This is a genomic window from Colwellia sp. SU-HH01172, from assembly GCF_057553355.1.
In genome coordinates this window covers 77,744-95,172 of the sequence record NZ_BAAJMB010000001.1, presented here as the reverse complement: position 1 = coordinate 95,172, position 17,429 = coordinate 77,744, and the positions used below count along the sequence as shown (strand labels likewise).

The window sequence follows — 17,429 nt, the reverse complement described above, 5'->3', positions numbered from 1 at the left end:
AAGGTTTTATGGACAATGAAACAAAATACTTTATCTAAGTGTATGCAAGTCGCTTTTATTGCTGCGGCGATTTCAATGCCTACGCTAGCACAAGAAAATCAGTTAACTGATGTCGTTGCAGCCGGAGAAAAAATTAATCAATCGGCTAGTCAATCACAACAAAAAATTGATGCCATTAACGGTAAAATATTAACTAAATTACAACAATTTAAAACGGTTAATAAAGAGCTTGATGGTTTAAATGTTTATAACAAACAAATGCATAAGCAAATTGAAAACCAGCTTAAAGAGTTATCACAACTCGATATTTCAATGGAACAAGTGAGCATAATCGAACGACAAATATCACCACTGATGGCCAGAATGATCAGTACACTTGAAGAATTTGTGCAATTAGACATGCCGTTTTTACCTGAAGAACGTCAGCAACGATTAGCCAGCTTAAATACCATGTTAGAACGTGCCGATATTGCGGTATCAGAAAAGTTTCGCCGGGTATTAGAAGCTTATCAAGTAGAAGTTGATTATGGACGAACGATTGAAGCCTATACCGGACTCTTGACCGTAGATGGCATAGAGCGTGACGTTGATTTTCTTCGTATTGGCCGAGTGAGTTTTGTCTATCAAACACGAGATGGTCAACAACTTGGTATGTGGCAACAGTCTTCACAGTCTTGGCAGCCACTATCTGGTGAGTTTCGCTTACCGATAAATAAAGCATTACGCATTGCACGCAAGCAACTTGCTCCTGATCTCATTACTGTGCCTGTCGCGCAAAACTCAGCAGAATAAGGAAGAATAATCATGACTTCTTTCAAAGAATTTGCTTTTAACCGAGTTGTTTCAAATTCATTAAAAGCCACGAATACACTATTAACAAGGTCAGTGGCGTCAATTGTACTGGCTTCATTATTTGCAGCATCAGCGGTATCAGCGCAGCAATCAACTAACTTAGATGATTTGTTATCACGGTTAGAGAGCGGACAAATTGCGCAAACTAAGCAAAACCAAGACCGAGAGCGCGAATTTACCTTAAAAGTAAATGAGCAAACTAAGCTGTTAAAGCAAGCACAAGCAACACGCGATCAAGCGATTAGCACTAGCACGCGTTTAGAAGCGAACTTTCAAGATAATGAAGTAAAGCTTGCTAATAAAACCGAAGCGTTAACGCGTCGTATGGGTGAACTGAAAGAGCTTTTTGGTGTTTTACAGCAAGTGGCAGGTGATACGAAAAGTAAATTCCAAACCTCAGTGGTTTCGGCGCAAATTGCCGGTCGTGGAGAGTTTTTAGATGAACTTGCACAAAGCATGGGCTCTTCGTCAAAGCTAGCGTCAATCGAAGAAATAGAGCGTTTATGGTTTGAATTACAGCGTGAAATGACGCAAAGCGGAAAAGTACATAACTTTACCCGTGACGTGGTTATGGCAAATGGTGAGAAGCAGTTAACACAAGTGACTCGCGTTGGTGGCTTTAACCTTATCGCCAATGGTAAATATCTAGAATATATCGATGAAACAGGTTCAGTTGCGGAGTTAATTCGTCAGCCTTCAGCACGTTATTTAGCAAGTGCACAAGCATTAAGTTCCAGCGCAGAGCAAGTTGTGCCATTTGCTCTCGACCCAACCGGCGGCTCTATTCTCGGCTTGCTGGTACAAGCGCCTGATACCCAAGAGCGTGTTGAGCAAGGTGGCCCCGTTGGCTATGTGATTTTAGCGATAGGCTTGGTGGGATTATTAATTGCGCTGGAAAGGTTTGTGACTTTGTTTTTGATTGGTGGTCGCGTTAATCGTCAATTAAAAAGTGCCACCGCCAGTAGCGATAACCCATTGGGTCGCGTCATGCTAGTGAAAGAGCAAAATCCAAATGCGGACACGGAAACCTTAGAGCTTAGGTTATCTGAGTCAATTCTTCGCGAAGTGCCTAAGTTATCAAGTCGATTAACACTGATTAAAATTATTTCAGTTGTCGCGCCGCTTATTGGCCTACTTGGTACCGTTACCGGCATGATTAATACCTTCCAAGCGATTACCTTATTTGGCACTGGCGATCCTAAATTAATGGCAGGTGGTATCTCTCAGGCGCTTGTTACTACGGTACTTGGCTTGGTAGTTGCCATTCCAATGGTGTTTATTTTTACCTTATTACATACCCGTAGTCGCTCGATTATTAACCTGTTACAGCAACAAAGTGCAGGCATTATTGCCGAGCGAGCTGAAGGCACGGAGCGCAGTGAGCAAGGAGCATAAACCATGATTTGGTTTATCGAGTTAATGAATACTATCGGTGAATTTATCGATACAGGTGGTCAGGTACTAAGTGTTATCGCCATTGTTATTGCCGTGATGTGGCTGCTGATATTTGAGCGCTTGATTTTTGTTTTTTGGGGCTACCGCCGAGTTAAAAAACAGCTTAAACATAGTTGGCAAAGTCGCACTGAGCAACACTCCTGGTATGCAGAACAAATTCGTTGCGCCCTGGTTGCCCGTGGTAGCGCCATGCTAAGTACTAACTTACCGCTTATTCAAAGCTTAGTGGTACTTTGCCCATTGTTAGGTTTGCTAGGCACAGTAACCGGCATGATTGAAGTGTTTGACGTAATGGCGATTTCAGGAAGCGGTAATGCGCGCTCAATGGCATCGGGTGTTTCGCGTGCCACCATACCAACTATGGCGGGCATGGTGGGATCATTATCAGGTGTTTTTGCTGCGACTTGGTTACAACGTAATGCCAAGCGGGAAACAGAATTGCTTGAAGATGCAATGGAAGTTGATCATTAACCAGTGGCTAGCAAAAGGCAAATTTTGCTAGCTCAAAACAATTTATAAGAGAAAAATTATGCGTTCGCAATTAAATAAAATGCTGCAAGAGCAAGAAGAAAGCGAAGAAATCAACATGACACCTATGTTGGATGTTGTCTTTATTTTGCTGATATTTTTTATCGTTACCGCCTCGTTTGTTAAAGAAGCTGGAATAGAAGTTAATCGCCCAGAAGCGGCAACAGCCGTTAAAAAAGAACGGGCGAATATCTTAGTGGCTATCAGTGACAAAGGTGAAATTTGGATCAATAAGCGTCGTATTGATGTTCGCGCTGTGCAAGCAAATATTGAACGTCTGAAAGCGGAAAACCCGCAAGGAACTGTCGTGATCCAAGCAGATAAAAAGGCCACAACCGATGTCTTGATTAAAGTGATGGATTCGGCCAGAGCGGCTGGTGTTTATGACGTTTCAATTGCGGCACAAGAGGCCTAACCATGGCAAATGTACAGATGACGAATGTGGCTCAAGCCCCTTCAGTATTATTGCAAACGAGTAGCCGCTATCTTATTGGACTCGTGCTAGCGGTAGTGACAACGGTGGCTTTGTTGTGGGGAATGCAGGCGTTAATTTCAGGTGGCAATGATGTCATGTCAGAGCCACCACGCGGCAATGTACTGGACTTTATTCGCCTTAAAAAAGAACAGCAGGTGGTAAAAAAAGAGCGAAAACCGCAAAAGCCGGCCAAGCCTAAAACTCCGCCACCGCCTATGGTGCAGCCACAAATGGCGCAAGCGAATCCTAATGCCCAAGCCGTTAGTAGCAGTTTTTCTGCCGATGTTGCTTTAGATGCCGGGCTAAGTGGTGGTCTTAGTCTTGATAGTGGTGATGGCGACTATTTGCCGATAGTTAAAGTTGCACCTATTTATCCGAGACGTGCGCAAGCACGAGGCATAGAAGGTTATGTGATTGTTGAATTTACGGTCACGAAAACTGGCGCTGTTCGTGATGCGGCCGTGGTAAAAGCTGAGCCAGAGAATATTTTTAATCGTGCAGCGTTAGATGCCGCATTGAAGTTTAAATATAAACCGCGGGTTGTTGATGGTGTTGCCATGGAAGTGGCAGGTGTACAAAACAAAATATCTTTTGCTATTGATGGTTAACCATTAATACAAAAGCACAATTGAAACAAAGAGGAGAGCAGATCATGTTAATGAATAAATTAGCTGTACCTTTACTAAGTATTGGCCTGTTATGTGGCTTATCAGCTGTTAATTTAGCGCACGGCCAAACAATTGAGAAAAAAGATAATGTAAACGAACAAAAATTTACGGCAAAACGTAGCGCGAAGAAAGTGCCCGCGATGCGAAATCGAGTTTATAGCCAATTAGCGAGAGCACAAAAGTTAGCTGATGAAGGCGTTAAAATTGCCGGTTTTGATGTTCTTGATGAAGTTAAAGAGCGCTTAGATAGCTTAAATAGTTATGAGCGGGCAATGCTGTGGAACTTCTATGCATTTATGTATTATGGCAATGAAGACATTAGCTCAGCCATTGAACATTTTGAATTAGTAATCAAGGAAGAGGCGATTCCTGATTCATTATATTTATCAACGCTATATTCATTAGCACAATTGTCGATGCAGCAGCAAAACTACCAGCAAGCGTTAAATTATTTGCAGCAATGGCAAACCAACAACAGCAAAGCATTAACGGCTCAACAGCACATAATGTTTGCTCAAGTTTATTATCAAGATAAACAGTTTGATCAAGTCATTCCACAGGTGGAGCAAGCAATTGCGTTAGCAAAACAAAATAACGCAGCTATTAAAGAAAATTGGTTGATCCTGCAACGAGCTAGTTACTATGAGTTAAAACAACCTGAAAAAGTGGTTGCAGTAATGGAGCAATTGGTGCGCCTATTTGATAAACCTGAGTATTGGTTGCAGTTAGCTGGCATGTATGGCGAAGTGGCAGAAGAAGAAAAACAATTGGCAGTTATGGAAGCTTCATGGCAAGCAGGACACATCACGAAAGCGAGTGAGGTGATGACGTTGGCGCAATTATATCGTTTTCATCAAGTGCCATACAAAGCAGCTGTGTTATTAGAACAAGCCATTGCCGATGGTACTGTAGTGGCGAGTGAAAAAAGTTTAGAAGCACTGGCGCAAGCCTATGTCGCTGCGAAAGAAGATGAAAAAGCATTACCAATATTAATAAAAGCGTCAGAAATTGCAGACACTGGCAAGTTTGATGTGCAATTGGCACAAGCGTATTTGAATTTAGAGCGCTGGCAAGAGGCGATAAACGCCGCCAACCGAGCGTTACTTCGCGGGCAAATAACCCGAACAGGAGATATGCATTTAGTGATAGGTATGGCGCAGTTTAATTTACAAGCGTTTGACGAGGCCTTAATTGCCTTTACGCAAGCGCAAAAAATACCACAATCAGCAAAAACCGCAAAGCAATGGTTTCACTATGTTGAACGTGAGCAAGGGCAACGTGAACGTATAGCTATGCTAAATTGATTTGATGCCAAACTCGCATTAAAAAAGGCTTAACGATTATCGCTAAGCCTTTTTAGTTTTTATCTATTGAGAAATCTTAGTTACTTTCAACCGAAACTTCTAAATCTTTTAAAATGCCGTCATGTAAATTATAAACAAAACCATGCACGGTAATATCTTGTTTGGCATCCCAAGCTTTTTTCAAAATAGTGGTGTTACAAACGTTGGCAACTTGCTCTATAACGTTTAGTTCGCACAATAATTTTAGTTTTTCATCTTTGTTTTCAACCGCGTCTAAGCGTTCTTTATGAAAACGATAAACATCTTTTATATGATGTAACCAGTTATCGATTAAGCCATGGCTTTTATCATCAAGTGAGGCAATAACGCCACCACAACCATAATGTCCACAAACAATAATGTGCTTTATTTTTAAAACATCGACAGCGAATTGAATCACTGAAAGACAATTTAAGTCAGTATGAATAACTTGGTTGGCAATATTACGGTGTACAAAAACTTCACCAGGTTGCATGCCAAGCAATTCATTGGCTGGCACACGTGAATCTGAACAGCCAATCCATAAGTACTCTGGAGTTTGTTGTTCTGATAGGTTTTTAAAGAAGTTTGGATCTTCTTGTTTTATTTTGTCTGACCATTGCTGATTATTATCAAATAAATGCTGTATTGAACTCATGAGAAAACCAATAAGGAAAATATAAAGTGATTTTAGGCTGTTGTGCTAACAAGTAAAGGAAAAACTGGTCTTAGCTTTGTGGCGTGGAATGAAAATGAAGTAATTATTTTTGCCTTGAACAAATTTCGTTATAATGGCGATATTGAATTTATCGAGGAGAAGTCTATGGCAACTGCCTGTGCGCGTCATATTTTAGTGAAAAGTGAAAAGCTTGCCCAAGAATTAAAAGCTAAAATTGCTAAGGGCGCTGATTTTGGACAATTAGCAAAGAAAAACTCAACTTGCCCGTCAGGTAAAAAAGGTGGCGACCTTGGCGAATTTAAACGTGGCCAAATGGTTAAGGCCTTTGATGATGTGGTATTTAAAAAAGCCGTGTTGGAAGTGCATGGGCCAATAAAAACCAAATTTGGCTTTCATTTAATTCAAACTATTTACCGAAATTAATTCGGCAGAGCCTTAATAACTATTCTTGGTCGTGATCTTTTTTAACTTGCTCAGCTTCTCTTTCTTTAACCTTTTGTTGTTGTTCGTCAGTGAGCTCAAATTTACTCGCTGACTGCTTCAATAATAAAATCCCAGCGAAAACTGAGCCAACGGCAACAACAATAATTAAAATCGTGGTAAAGGTCATATTGGTTTCCTTAAGGTATCTGCCTGATACGGTATCTCAAGTTTTTCTATTTAACGGAAAAAACTAATAGTAAATTAGCACAATAGCATGTAATTTATTTGCAAACTTGCAACATGGCGTATTGGAAATTTCTGATCAGCGCTAAATTTTAAAATAATTATAAATTGTATTTGGAAAAATGATGTCGAATCGCCTTAGTGTTAAATTGCTCATCCCTACTGTTGTCATAGCTTTTATGGCAATACTCGCCGTCATATTCTTTGGCAGCGCTCTTACGCAAACATCCATTATTATTTTGTTAATCGTTATGGCTTGTGCGCAAGGGCTAGTCGGCTATATTTATGCTCAGAAAAAATTGACGCAACGACTCGAAAACTTGCAGCAATATATTGATAAAGTAGCTAGTGTTAATGAAGCGCCAACTCAATTGTCTAAAGATGAAAATAATGACGATCTCGCTAAAGTTGTTAATGATCTTGGTAAGTTTATCGCAAACTTGGCAGATGTGATTAGTGAAATTCGCGGTGAATCTGAACGCTTAAAGCAAGGCTCAGCGTCATTAGCCGCGCAAATGAGCGATTCCGTTGGTGCAGTTGACCAATCTGCCAACCAAATTGAGCAAATGGCAAGTTCGATAGATCAAGTCGCTTTAACGTCGACAACATTATCTGAAAGTGCCATGCAAGTGAGTGAAACAACCAACCAAGTATTATCGATATTGGAACAAGGCACAAACGCTTCAAATACCAGTCAAAATACTATTGAAGATTTTGCTAATGAAGTTACTGCCATGGCGTCTGAATTGGCACTATTGCAAGAAGAGTCATCTCGCATTGGTTCAGTATTAGAAGTTATTCGTGGTATTGCAGATCAAACCAACTTGTTAGCATTAAATGCCGCCATTGAAGCTGCGCGTGCTGGTGAGCAAGGCCGGGGCTTTGCCGTTGTTGCTGATGAAGTACGTGCGTTAGCGCACCGTACACAAGAAGCGACGGTTGAAATTAATTCTATGGTTGAAGGTTTACAAGAAAAGTCTGCCAACGCCGTAAATGCCATTAGCCGCGGGCAAAGTTTATCTCAAGACAGTCTGACTCATTCCGAACAAGTGGTTGATGCATTGCAACAAATTGGTCAAGTGTTTACCGAAGTAGATACCTTAACCTCACAAATAGCTCACGGCACCACAGAGCAGCAGCAATCAACGGCATCAATTAACGATAATATGTCAATGGTGGTAGATTTAAGCAGAGAATTGAATACGGGTTTATCGTCAGTTGCCGAGCTTGCGGAAATGCAGCAGCAAACCGCAGAAGAAGTTGATACAACCTTGAATAGAATTTGTGTTTGATATATTTACTGACGAAATAAATTAGATAAGGTTCGCATTGCGAACCTTTTTTATGTTCCATATCTAATGTATCCAGAAGGCATAGAATTGCTTTTTCCCGATGGACAGCTAAGCCACCAAAGGGGTTGTTCATCATTAATTAATGCTAACTTTATAGGAAAAGTTGACATTAGATATTCAAAAACGCAATCTATAAATAGTGCTGAGGTTGATTAAATATCGCTTAAAAGTTTTCTGTACCCAAGTAAACAGATAACCAGTTTAAGCTTTCATTAGTAATGTTAAGCTGAAGGCATATTTCATGCGATATTTCTTGATTAACTTGGTCGTTTTTTTAAATGCAATTGTGATGTTTCTCTTAACAGGTTAATTGAATGATAAACAATGATTTAAATTTTATTCCGCCTGCCAACTTTCATACAATGGGCGTAACAGTACTAGAACCACCTCCTTCTATTTCTAGATGGGTACAGTGTTTTTGGCTGATTGATGGAAGAAAATCCTCTCAGCATTTTATTGAAGAAAAACTTTACCCTGATGCTGGAACCAGTCTTACTTTTACTGTTAATGAGAATAATGCCAGCGTTAGTTTTCTTAATAATACTCAGGTGTTTATGAAACGCTGGAATATGTTGAACAGTTATATCAGTATAAGATTTAAGCCGGGAGGTGCTTTTGCTCTTTTAGGGGTAGATGTAAGTGAAATTAAGGATATTGATGTTGATTTTACTGATCTAAATTGCACACACAAAATCCACACCAGTTTATTATTAGACACATTACCTAAATTAAATATTATTGAACAGCATCATTTATTGCAGGACTGGTTAATAAACCTTTTATGTCGGGATTTTCCTCGTTTCGATAAATTGAATGCACTTTTGATTCAAGCTTCTAAAAATGTTTTGCCGCCCCTAAAGGTGGCAGAGTACTATGGCGTAGGGCATCGCACATTACAAAGATATGTTCGAAAGCATTTGGGAACTACACCAAGCCAGTTATACTGCTATGCACAAATACGTAACGCTAGGCAGAAATTAATTTCGACTTCAAATGCTATAGCAGCTATTGGTCTAGATTGTGGGTATTTTGACCAAGCACACTTCACCAACGCATTTCGGGAACATACTTTAGAAACGCCATTGCAGTATAGAAAACGTAAGTTGTCGCAAATTTCCAATTATATATTTTAGATTCTATTTAAAGTAGCTATTTTAACTTTAAGAGAATATTTAAAATGCAATCGATAATTACAGCAAATTCGTTATATAAGAATTATCCTCATTTTGTCAACCATCTAACAGCTTTAGGTGAAGTCCCCAAAAACACTGGTCTTTCCAAGCAATTGCAAGACTTAGTTAAATTGCGTGTATCACAGCTAAATGGGTGCGGTTATTGTCAACACATGCATTCAGAAGAAGCTCGTGAGGATGGAGAAACACAAGCAAAATTGGACGTTTTGTCTGCATGGAGGGAGCTTTCTTGTTTCTCTTCAGACGAAAGAGCTGCGTTAGCTTGGGCTGAAGCATTAACACTACTAGCTAGTTCACAAATTGATAAAAATGACTATTTGACTGCAAAAAACGCTTTTGGAGAGAAAACACTTATGGATCTGACAAGTATAATTTTACAAATTAATAGCTGGAATCGTATATCGGTAGGCTTTAATTTTCAGCCTGAATTTATAGAACAGAACTCATTATGAAAACAACATTATTTCAGCGCATAAAGAATATACTCGGTGTTATCGCGAGTTTAGTCTTTTTCGTTGGCAGAATATGCCACGATTGGCGTTGGCAATTTATGACAGGTTCTGCTTTGATATTAATAGATACTATAAAACAGAAAAGTTAATCAGAAAATGCTGTCATAAGCTTCTAGGAAAATTAGGCCGACTTGAGTGAAAAACTCAAGTCGCGATTAAGTATTCTGATAGCTAACTAAAGTTGAGTTAACTTGAGTTCTAAGGATATTTTATTTTGTATAACAAATACCAAAAGTGAGAATAAATATGAAAGTGCTTTTTTATTTCATGGCTTTACAAATTGCTTTCTTGCCTTCAGTGATGGCAAGTGAATTCAAGGAAATTGAACTAACAGACTTTAGGTCTAACAAAGTAGTTAACTTATCAAAATTTAACGAAACTAAGCCTACTTACATAAAGTTTTGGGCTACATGGTGCAAACCATGTATGGAGCAAATGCCTCATTTTCAACGTATTCAAGAAAAATACAGCGACAGAATTAATATTTTGGCTGTTAACATCAATATTAATGAAAACATGGAATTTATTGATGATGTTATTAATAAAAAGGGATTAACAATGCCGGTTCTTTTAGATAAAGGTGGGAAGTTGAGTGAGGCTCTTGGTTTAGTGGGTACACCATTTAGCGTGCTTATAAATTCAGATAACTATATCGTATACACAACACACGAATCGGATACCGTACTTGATACGTTTGTTGATAAATTGGCAAATGGAAGCAAGCTTGCAACTAAGAGTAGTAAAAGAATTACAGTCGAAGAAAAGAAAAATATCATTAAGCCTTGGCTGGAAGGAAGTCATACATTGTTTTTTACCGCTACGTGGTGTGATTGGTACTTAAAAGATTCTAGACCTGAAATGGCGAGTGAATGTAAGGAAGTCCAGTCAAATATTACTCAACTCTATGATAAATCAGAAGCTAAAGAATGGCATGGATTTGTTAATCATTTATGGACTGATCAAAAAGCACTCACAGACTTCACTCAACTATACGATATAAGCTTCCCATTCGACATTGATACTAACGGTGTGCTATTTACCTATTTCAATATTAGAAGCATTCCAACGATTATTAAAATTGAGGGTGGTAAAGTCATCAAAAGAATTACTGGTGATGAAATAAAAAAGCTTTTTAAAAATGAATAATTGGTTTTATTTTAGTAAAAAGGAAGGCTGTCTAATTACCCAAACAGCCTTTAGGTATTGTCTAACTAAGGTTCCAATGCGACATCTGGTAAAATAGACTCCACTGGCAGCTATGAGCTTACAGAAGATATAAACTTCTCTTCTAAATTGCATACGCTATCTATTGGCAACAAACATCAAAGCTGTCGTTCAGGTAACTGTGTAGGCATAATTTCATCGTTACGGAAGTAGAAATTACGACTCTAAGTCAATTCGCTTTTCCTTATTAGTTTATTAGTCTGGGACGGTCGATATAAAACTTGAGCAAATCATATCAATTGCTCAATAAATATATCTTCCGTGCCCGTTTCACCGCCGGTTGTCCTAAAATAATTAAAGAAACCGTTTTTGGGGAAACTAGGAAACAACATCTGCAATTTCATCCCATATCGCTAAGTTGATTTCAAAGCCCGTCATACCAGCCGCAGCACCTATGAAGACTGACCACCATGTTTCAAAGGATGCAGTTAAAATAAATAGTGCAACAAGAAAGAATGCATAAGGTGACAGTAAAGGTGAAAGAACGAGTGCTAACAAGGTGGAAAGCGCGGCTTTTGCTGCAGCGGCCCCTAGTGCTGCAAAGCCTGCGGCGGCGGCACCCGTTAAAACACCAAATCCTTTTCTAGCGACACTGCCAACACTATAGTAATTGGTCATCAGCGTTATTGGCATTGGCTCACCCCAAAGAGCAACCGTGCTCGCATTGACATCATTAGGAAAGCGAACTAACGCATTAAACTCCTCTGTGGCGATTTTTGCTTCAAGCCGTTTCGACGACAGATCAACTTGGATAATTTGGCGAAAGTGGATCTCTTCATAACAGTGAAAGGGGGTATCAACCCCAAACGTGCAGTCCAGTTCAATTTCTGGAGAGCCGGGGCTTCCGAGCCGAGTTTTGCGCTCACTTTTAACCAAGCGATAAACTGCAATTTTGTAATCCTCAGTATAGGCCTGCTCAGATTGATCGGATTGAAATGAAAGAGAACTGTCATATAAGCCAGGCTTTACTTCGAAGGGCACTTTTAGCGGGATCAAGATATCAACTTCGGAATGCGGCGCCAGCATGACTTGATCTGGGTAGTGTGAACTTGTGATAGCTTTATCTAGATTAAAATGAATGTCAGTGATCTGAATAGGCGTGTCGCCCGTGTTCTCAAATAACAAACGCATATGGCCGTCCTGACCAGAAAATAGCGCTTCAGAAAGTTCGTACAGTACCTCACTTTTACCCCACAGCTGTGGTTTGAAAAGCAAGTTGTTACCTGCGCTCACGCTCTTGCGTGGGGCGAACTGTGCACCTTTCAAAGATGCATCGAAGTTGGCTTCGTAAAATTTTGGTTCACGGATCACCACGTCTAGAACTGCCGCGCCCTCTACGCGCAATGTCTGTTCTGGAGTGAAACATTTTTTCGTCGAACCATCATCCCTGCCGTTAAGCCCAAGCCAATCTATGTGTAAATCACGTGGAGATGCTTTTGACCACGCGGCCTGAATTTCGGTAGAACTAGAATTGCAAGACATAGCATAGCGCTCCCTTAGTAGGAAAAATCTATAAACTACGATAGACAGAATTGAGACAGAAACCTTGCGTTCCTGTTAATTTAGTATGGCTTACAATTGGGCTGTCGTCTAGCAAGCCACTCTACGCTCCATTTAATGTACAAGCGTTTTTGTAAATTTTAAATTCTTTCATCGATTCGTTACTTCGCATATGAAAACAGATATTTTCGGCGCAGCAAAAAGTGATCGAGGGGGAGAGGGGCGAAATTAATGTTTCAAATCATGCCGTAATGCTAGTGATTGATATGTATGCATTACGGCATTTTGATTGCTAGTGTAATTTCGAAAGAATTTCTTCAAACAATACTTGAATTAGTTTCCCTCCGTTCTCTGAACTCCAGTCTTGTGCTAGTTCGGCAATTAACTGGTTTGTTGATGTAAGCGTTACGCCATGGCTTTCCATTCTTCTTAATGCCGTTTCATCTGCAAGAGTGGTTGGCGAGCCTGAGCCATCAACGACAACCTGTACATTATAGCCGTTGTTAAGTGCTGTAATGGCAGGATAAACCACACAAACATCGGTTGTAATACCTGCAATGATGATATTTTTTCGTCCTGTGGCTTCGACTGCGGCGGCAAAATTTTCATCTTTCATACTGTCAACAACACCCGCTCGAAGGATGCGGTTTTCGTAAGCTTCAGGCACAGCTTGAATTAACTCATCAAAAAGTGGTCCTTGTGCTTGATCTTCCATGCTGGAGGTTAAAATTAGCGGCATACCGGTTTCTTTAGCTGCACGAGCTAAAGCGACGGTGTTCTTTTTAATTTCATCAAGTGCTAGTGAGCCAACCCAGCCCATAGTGCCAACCTGATGGTCGATAAGTAACATTACTGAGTTTTCTGGGGTAAAAGTTGTAGTATTCATAATTGACCTCTTATTTAAGAAATTTGGCTAATGCCATGTGTGTGCAGTTGCTGTATTTTTTGTACTCCTGCGATTAAATTGGTTCTGTTGCTATGAACAGACGCGCCGTTGCTAATAATTTTTTGCTTAAGTGGCGCACCTAAAACCAATAAAAATTCTGCCTCTTGTGTTGAAGTGTTAACGACTAGAGCCTCGGTTCCTTTTTCAAATATGCCCAGTTCACCAGACGATAAATGCACACCTCCGGTATCAACTGAGCCATGTCGAACATAAATAAATGCTGTGGTTTGAGACTCATGGCTTAAATGCTGCCACTCACTTCCTGCTTCTAGGTTGACGTGAAGATAGGTCATATCTACAGGGGCTTGTGCGCTGCTTTTTTTGTTTTGGAATTGGCCAATAAGCACTTTGGTTTTTGAGCCATCTGCCTCGACAATCAGTATGTCTTGTTGCTGTAGAGTAGAATAGCTAACCGGGCCCATTTCTTGAGCATTTTCAGGTAAAGCCACCCAAAGCTGGAATGCATCAGCGACACGCTTATCGGGATATACTGTCTCTTTATGCAATACGCCTGCACCTGCTGACATAATTTGAACGCCGCCGGCTTTTAGCATACCTGAGTGTCCACCGGTGTCTTCATGGCCGATATCACCTATTTGTGGGTAGCTTATTGTCGCAACGCCAGAGTGACCATGAAAATCAAATCCTGCGCTACCTGCTACGTGTGGAAGATAAAAGTGATCCCATAGTACAAAAGGATTGAGCTCTGTAACATTTGCTGAGTTGACAAAACTAACTACTGGTCCATGCCTTTTGCCGCTTCTGATTTCTTGAATTTGTCTTGTCATCTTTTTAGATCCTGTGTTAATTGCTATTGATAAATGTTAAGACAAGACCTATTGTTTGATTAGATGGTTTATTTGGTTTTTTTAATCCCATATTTGAAGGTAATGAATGGATCTTAATGATATTAAAGTATTTATTAGCGTTGTAGAGGCTGGTAGTTTCTCTGGAGCAAGTAAAAATTTAGCTATGCCTGCGACTACGGTTAGTCGCAAAGTGGTGCAGTTAGAAGCCAGTCTTGGTGTCAAGCTACTGCATAGAAGTACACGGAAACTTTCAATGACTGAAGAAGGGCGACATTATTTTCACTTATGTCAGCAACACCTAATTGCGCTTGAGGAAGCGAATGACGCTGTGATGCAGGCGCAATCCAAGCCAAAGGGAAAAATTCGCATCTCATCGCCTTTTGATTTTTCCATGCAATATGCACAGGCATGGATAACAGAATTTTTGAAAGAATACCCGGAAATTAGTATTGAATTAGATACATCTGATAGCTATATCAACATGGTAGAAAATCGTATTGATGTGGCATTTCGTTCAGGTCAGCTACAAGACTCTTCATTAATTGCTAGAAGAATAGGTCCTAAACATAGCGTTTGTTGTGCGAGTCCTGAGTTTTTAGAAACGGTAAAAAAAATAAATCATCCCGACGACCTTACCAAGCTAAATTGTCTTATCATGGGCAAGTCATTGTCAGCAAGTCATTGGCAATTCATTAAAAATAAACAACAGTATCAAGTAACTGTTTCAGGAAGATATGCAACGACCAGCATGCATTTAATTATAGATTCAGCTCTCAATGGGCTAGGAATCGCCTATGTACCGATTGCATTAGTCAAAGACCACCTAGAGTCTGGGCGCCTAGTAGAGGTTTTGGCAGATTATCAAACACCTAAATCAAACATGTTTTTGATTTATCAATCACATAAGTACATGACGAAATCTATTAGACTTTTTATTGACCATGTTATTGAAAAAGTCTCACCCAACGCTCCGTGGACAGTTTAATTCAAAAGCATTACTAAGTATTAAGGTTGCTTTGGACTTGTAGAATAGCTAAGGCTGGCCCGTTCTATGCCCTTTATTGACAAGTTGAAAAATTTATAAAAATAAAAAAGCCCTAACATTTCTGCTAGGGCTTAGTTATTAATGGTGTCGCCAAGCAGTCATTGGCCTTTTTCAAAATTCAGCTGAATTAGAGCAGTACTCCATTCTATCCTGTTAAATCTAGTTCACCTGAAGGTGAGACTAGATTTTATTTAATAAAGCTAAGGAATAAAAATGCAGCAAGCACCACAGCAACCCACATAGCCATACTACCTGATGGGTGGTTTTGTGAAAGCAGCGCGCTCAGTCGATTATTCTTGCCAGAAAAATAACTTAAGCAGCTATACAATCTTAATTTCATTGCATCCCGTAATGCCCGATCTGCTTGCCATATAACGCTAAACATTTGCTGTAGTACACTTGGTACAGCTCGGCGATACAGCCAATCAAAATCTAAAACCGTTGAGCGTAGTTCAGGTGGATACATTCCTTTAAGATTAAGCCATACAAAAGCCAATGCAGAAAAGAACAACAACTGCGCCTGTGCTAGCACATGAGTTGCATCGTAAGGATTGTAACCTGTGTCGTAAGGTAACAATGAATATAATGCTTGTGGGTATATGCCGATGCAAATACAAAGCGCAGCAGCAATTGCCATTGCTATCAACATGTTATTAGGCGGATCACTTGCTCGAATACCAGAGTCGTGAGCAAAGAAGGCAAAATATGGGATCTTTATGCCCGCATGATGGAATACCCCAGCAGAAGCAAATAGTAGCATTAACCATATCCAATCAAACCCTTCTTCTAGTGCCGCTGACATCACCATAGATTTACTGACAAAACCACTAAATAGCGGGAAAGCAGAAATAGACGCGGCACCGACGATACAAAGAATCGTTGTTTTAGGCATAGTTTTATATAAACCACCAAGATCAGAGCCATTTATCCGCCCAGTCATGTGTAGTACTGCCCCCATCGACATAAACAACAAGCCTTTGAAAATGACATCATTAAAGGCATGAGCAATGGCACCATTGATGGCAAGCGCTGTACCGATACCGATACCAACCACCATAAAGCCGACTTGGTTTATCAAGCTATAGGCCAATACGCGGCGTAAGTCATTTTCAATAACCGCAAAAAATATTGGAAAACAGGTCATGGCCGCGCCGATATAGACCAATATTTCAGTCCCTGGATAGCCACGTGCTAAGGCATAAACCGCTATTTTGGTGGTAAAAGCGCTGAGAAATACAGTACCGGTTACGGTCGCTTCCGGGTAGGCATCGGTTAGCCAGTTGTGAGCAAACGGAAATGCACACTTTATACCGAAAGCAATAAAAATAAGCCAACCGGCAATACTGTCTAAGCCAATAAAACCAAATTCTAAGCTATTGTTTTCAGAGGCATAAAAAAGCGCGCCGGCAAGCAATATCACACCGGAAAGCACTTGAATAATCAGATAGCGAATCGCCGCATCATAGGCGCGCTGAGTTCTGCGAGCCAAAATCAGAAATACCGAAGTAAATGCAAGTAATTCCCAGAAGATAAATAATGTTAATAAATCTCCGGCAAAAACAGCACCTAAGGCGCTTCCTGCATATAACATTGCCGCGACTTGTTGCATGGTATCGCGAAGGTGTAACGAATAAATGATGCCAATTAGCGCCGCGATGTGAAAGACATAGCCAAACATTAAGCTAAGCTTATCTACGCGGTAGGGGGTAAGTTGATAATCAAGAAAAGCAAATTGTAGATATGCCCCCTCTGGTACCATCCAAAGATGAAAGGCACTCACTATCGGAATAGCCACCATTATGGCACTTCGCAGCATGCCACGAGTAAATAGTATAATCAGTGCACCGATAAAAAATGGCACAAAAGGCGGGAGATCAATCATCCACATGATGCTCTCCTTTTTTATTCAGCGCATTTTTATCAAGGGCGTCGGTATTGATGTCTGCTGTTGAGGCATTGTCATAATAATCTTCAGCACGCATTAAAAAAGTCCGCATCCATTTTGCGACAATCACCAAAACCACACAGCCAACAAAGCCATAGATAGGGTAGAAAGCCCACAAACCATCCCATTCATGCATAGTATGGCGATGAATAACAAAATCCAATATCACCAATATCGCACAGCACAGATAAAAAATATTAAGGAGTCGCTTTATATTTTTGGGATCATCAAATAAGTGTTTTTTATCATCTTTCATCA

At 40.1% G+C, this 17,429-nt stretch carries 19 protein-coding genes; 12 read left to right on the top strand and 7 right to left on the bottom strand.

The window, feature by feature from the left end; translation table 11 throughout:
* Positions 1-15: 15 nt before the first annotated feature.
* The 6 genes from AC27JP_RS00460 to AC27JP_RS00435 are packed head-to-tail and all read left to right on the top strand — an operon-like array spanning position 16 to position 5,282.
* The gene (locus AC27JP_RS00460; protein ID WP_487111470.1) at positions 16-792 is read left to right on the top strand and encodes a DUF3450 domain-containing protein; all 777 of its coding nucleotides are present in this window, start codon (positions 16-18) and stop codon (positions 790-792) included.
* A 12-nt stretch (positions 793-804) separates the two neighbouring features.
* Entirely contained in the window at positions 805-2,247 is a 1,443-nt protein-coding gene (locus tag AC27JP_RS00455; protein ID WP_487111469.1) for a MotA/TolQ/ExbB proton channel family protein, read from the top strand.
* Between the two features lie 3 nt (positions 2,248-2,250).
* Entirely contained in the window at positions 2,251-2,778 is a 528-nt protein-coding gene (locus tag AC27JP_RS00450) for a MotA/TolQ/ExbB proton channel family protein (protein ID WP_487111467.1), read from the top strand.
* A gap of 58 nt (positions 2,779-2,836) precedes the next feature.
* Positions 2,837-3,250: an ExbD/TolR family protein gene (locus tag AC27JP_RS00445; protein ID WP_487079825.1), complete on the top strand. Its 414-nt coding sequence runs from the start codon at positions 2,837-2,839 to the stop codon at positions 3,248-3,250.
* A 17-nt stretch (positions 3,251-3,267) separates the two neighbouring features.
* The gene (locus AC27JP_RS00440; RefSeq protein ID WP_487113396.1) at positions 3,268-3,918 is read left to right on the top strand and encodes an energy transducer TonB; all 651 of its coding nucleotides are present in this window, start codon (positions 3,268-3,270) and stop codon (positions 3,916-3,918) included.
* A 44-nt stretch (positions 3,919-3,962) separates the two neighbouring features.
* Positions 3,963-5,282: a tetratricopeptide repeat protein gene (locus AC27JP_RS00435; RefSeq protein ID WP_487111465.1), complete on the top strand. Its 1,320-nt coding sequence runs from the start codon at positions 3,963-3,965 to the stop codon at positions 5,280-5,282.
* Positions 5,283-5,358: 76 nt separating this feature from the next.
* On the opposite strand, the gene can is transcribed toward AC27JP_RS00435, so the two are convergent.
* Positions 5,359-5,958 carry a carbonate dehydratase gene (gene can, locus AC27JP_RS00430; protein WP_487111464.1) on the bottom strand — a complete coding sequence of 200 codons (600 nt, stop codon included), beginning with the start codon at positions 5,956-5,958 and terminating at the stop codon, positions 5,359-5,361.
* 165 nt (positions 5,959-6,123) lie between these two features.
* Here can and ppiC point away from each other — a divergent pair, with 165 nt between their 5' ends.
* Positions 6,124-6,402 (top strand): peptidylprolyl isomerase PpiC, encoded by a 279-nt coding sequence (gene ppiC / locus AC27JP_RS00425; protein ID WP_487113394.1) that lies wholly within the window; start codon positions 6,124-6,126, stop codon positions 6,400-6,402.
* Positions 6,403-6,421: 19 nt separating this feature from the next.
* Here the strand turns inward: ppiC and AC27JP_RS00420 are convergent, their stop codons facing one another.
* Positions 6,422-6,589: a DUF2897 family protein gene (locus AC27JP_RS00420; RefSeq protein ID WP_487111463.1), complete on the bottom strand. Its 168-nt coding sequence runs from the start codon at positions 6,587-6,589 to the stop codon at positions 6,422-6,424.
* Between the two features lie 181 nt (positions 6,590-6,770).
* Here AC27JP_RS00420 and AC27JP_RS00415 point away from each other — a divergent pair, with 181 nt between their 5' ends.
* The 4 genes from AC27JP_RS00415 to AC27JP_RS00400 all read left to right on the top strand — a co-directional run bounded on the left by AC27JP_RS00415 (position 6,771) and on the right by AC27JP_RS00400 (position 10,848).
* Entirely contained in the window at positions 6,771-7,937 is a 1,167-nt protein-coding gene (locus tag AC27JP_RS00415; protein ID WP_487111462.1) for a methyl-accepting chemotaxis protein, read from the top strand.
* Positions 7,938-8,311: 374 nt separating this feature from the next.
* Positions 8,312-9,130, top strand: a complete 819-nt coding sequence (locus AC27JP_RS00410; RefSeq protein ID WP_487111460.1) for a helix-turn-helix domain-containing protein — start codon at positions 8,312-8,314, stop codon at positions 9,128-9,130.
* Positions 9,131-9,174: 44 nt separating this feature from the next.
* Positions 9,175-9,642: a carboxymuconolactone decarboxylase family protein gene (locus tag AC27JP_RS00405; RefSeq protein WP_487111459.1), complete on the top strand. Its 468-nt coding sequence runs from the start codon at positions 9,175-9,177 to the stop codon at positions 9,640-9,642.
* Positions 9,643-9,969: 327 nt separating this feature from the next.
* A complete protein-coding gene (locus AC27JP_RS00400; RefSeq protein ID WP_487111458.1) occupies positions 9,970-10,848 on the top strand; it encodes a TlpA family protein disulfide reductase in 879 nt (292 codons plus the stop codon).
* Between the two features lie 396 nt (positions 10,849-11,244).
* On the opposite strand, the gene AC27JP_RS00395 is transcribed toward AC27JP_RS00400, so the two are convergent.
* The 3 genes from AC27JP_RS00395 to AC27JP_RS00385 form a co-directional block, all read right to left on the bottom strand.
* The gene (locus tag AC27JP_RS00395; protein ID WP_487111456.1) at positions 11,245-12,408 is read right to left on the bottom strand and encodes a hypothetical protein; all 1,164 of its coding nucleotides are present in this window, start codon (positions 12,406-12,408) and stop codon (positions 11,245-11,247) included.
* Positions 12,409-12,718: 310 nt separating this feature from the next.
* On the bottom strand, positions 12,719-13,312 hold the full coding sequence (locus AC27JP_RS00390; RefSeq protein ID WP_487111454.1) for an isochorismatase family protein: 594 nt from the start codon (positions 13,310-13,312) through the stop codon (positions 12,719-12,721).
* Between the two features lie 14 nt (positions 13,313-13,326).
* Complete coding sequence (locus tag AC27JP_RS00385; RefSeq protein ID WP_487111452.1) at positions 13,327-14,160, bottom strand: pirin family protein; 834 nt, start codon at positions 14,158-14,160, stop codon at positions 13,327-13,329.
* 106 nt (positions 14,161-14,266) lie between these two features.
* Between AC27JP_RS00385 and AC27JP_RS00380 the strand changes: the two genes are divergently transcribed.
* Positions 14,267-15,166: a LysR family transcriptional regulator gene (locus AC27JP_RS00380; RefSeq protein ID WP_487111450.1), complete on the top strand. Its 900-nt coding sequence runs from the start codon at positions 14,267-14,269 to the stop codon at positions 15,164-15,166.
* Positions 15,167-15,413: 247 nt separating this feature from the next.
* On the opposite strand, the gene AC27JP_RS00375 is transcribed toward AC27JP_RS00380, so the two are convergent.
* Entirely contained in the window at positions 15,414-17,114 is a 1,701-nt protein-coding gene (locus AC27JP_RS00375) for a Na(+)/H(+) antiporter subunit D (protein WP_487111448.1), read from the bottom strand.
* Positions 17,101-17,427, bottom strand: coding sequence for a hypothetical protein (locus AC27JP_RS00370; RefSeq protein WP_487111446.1), 327 nt, complete (start codon positions 17,425-17,427; stop codon positions 17,101-17,103). The genes AC27JP_RS00375 and AC27JP_RS00370 overlap by 14 nt, the downstream gene beginning before the upstream one ends.
* Between the last annotated feature and the right edge of the window lie 2 nt (positions 17,428-17,429).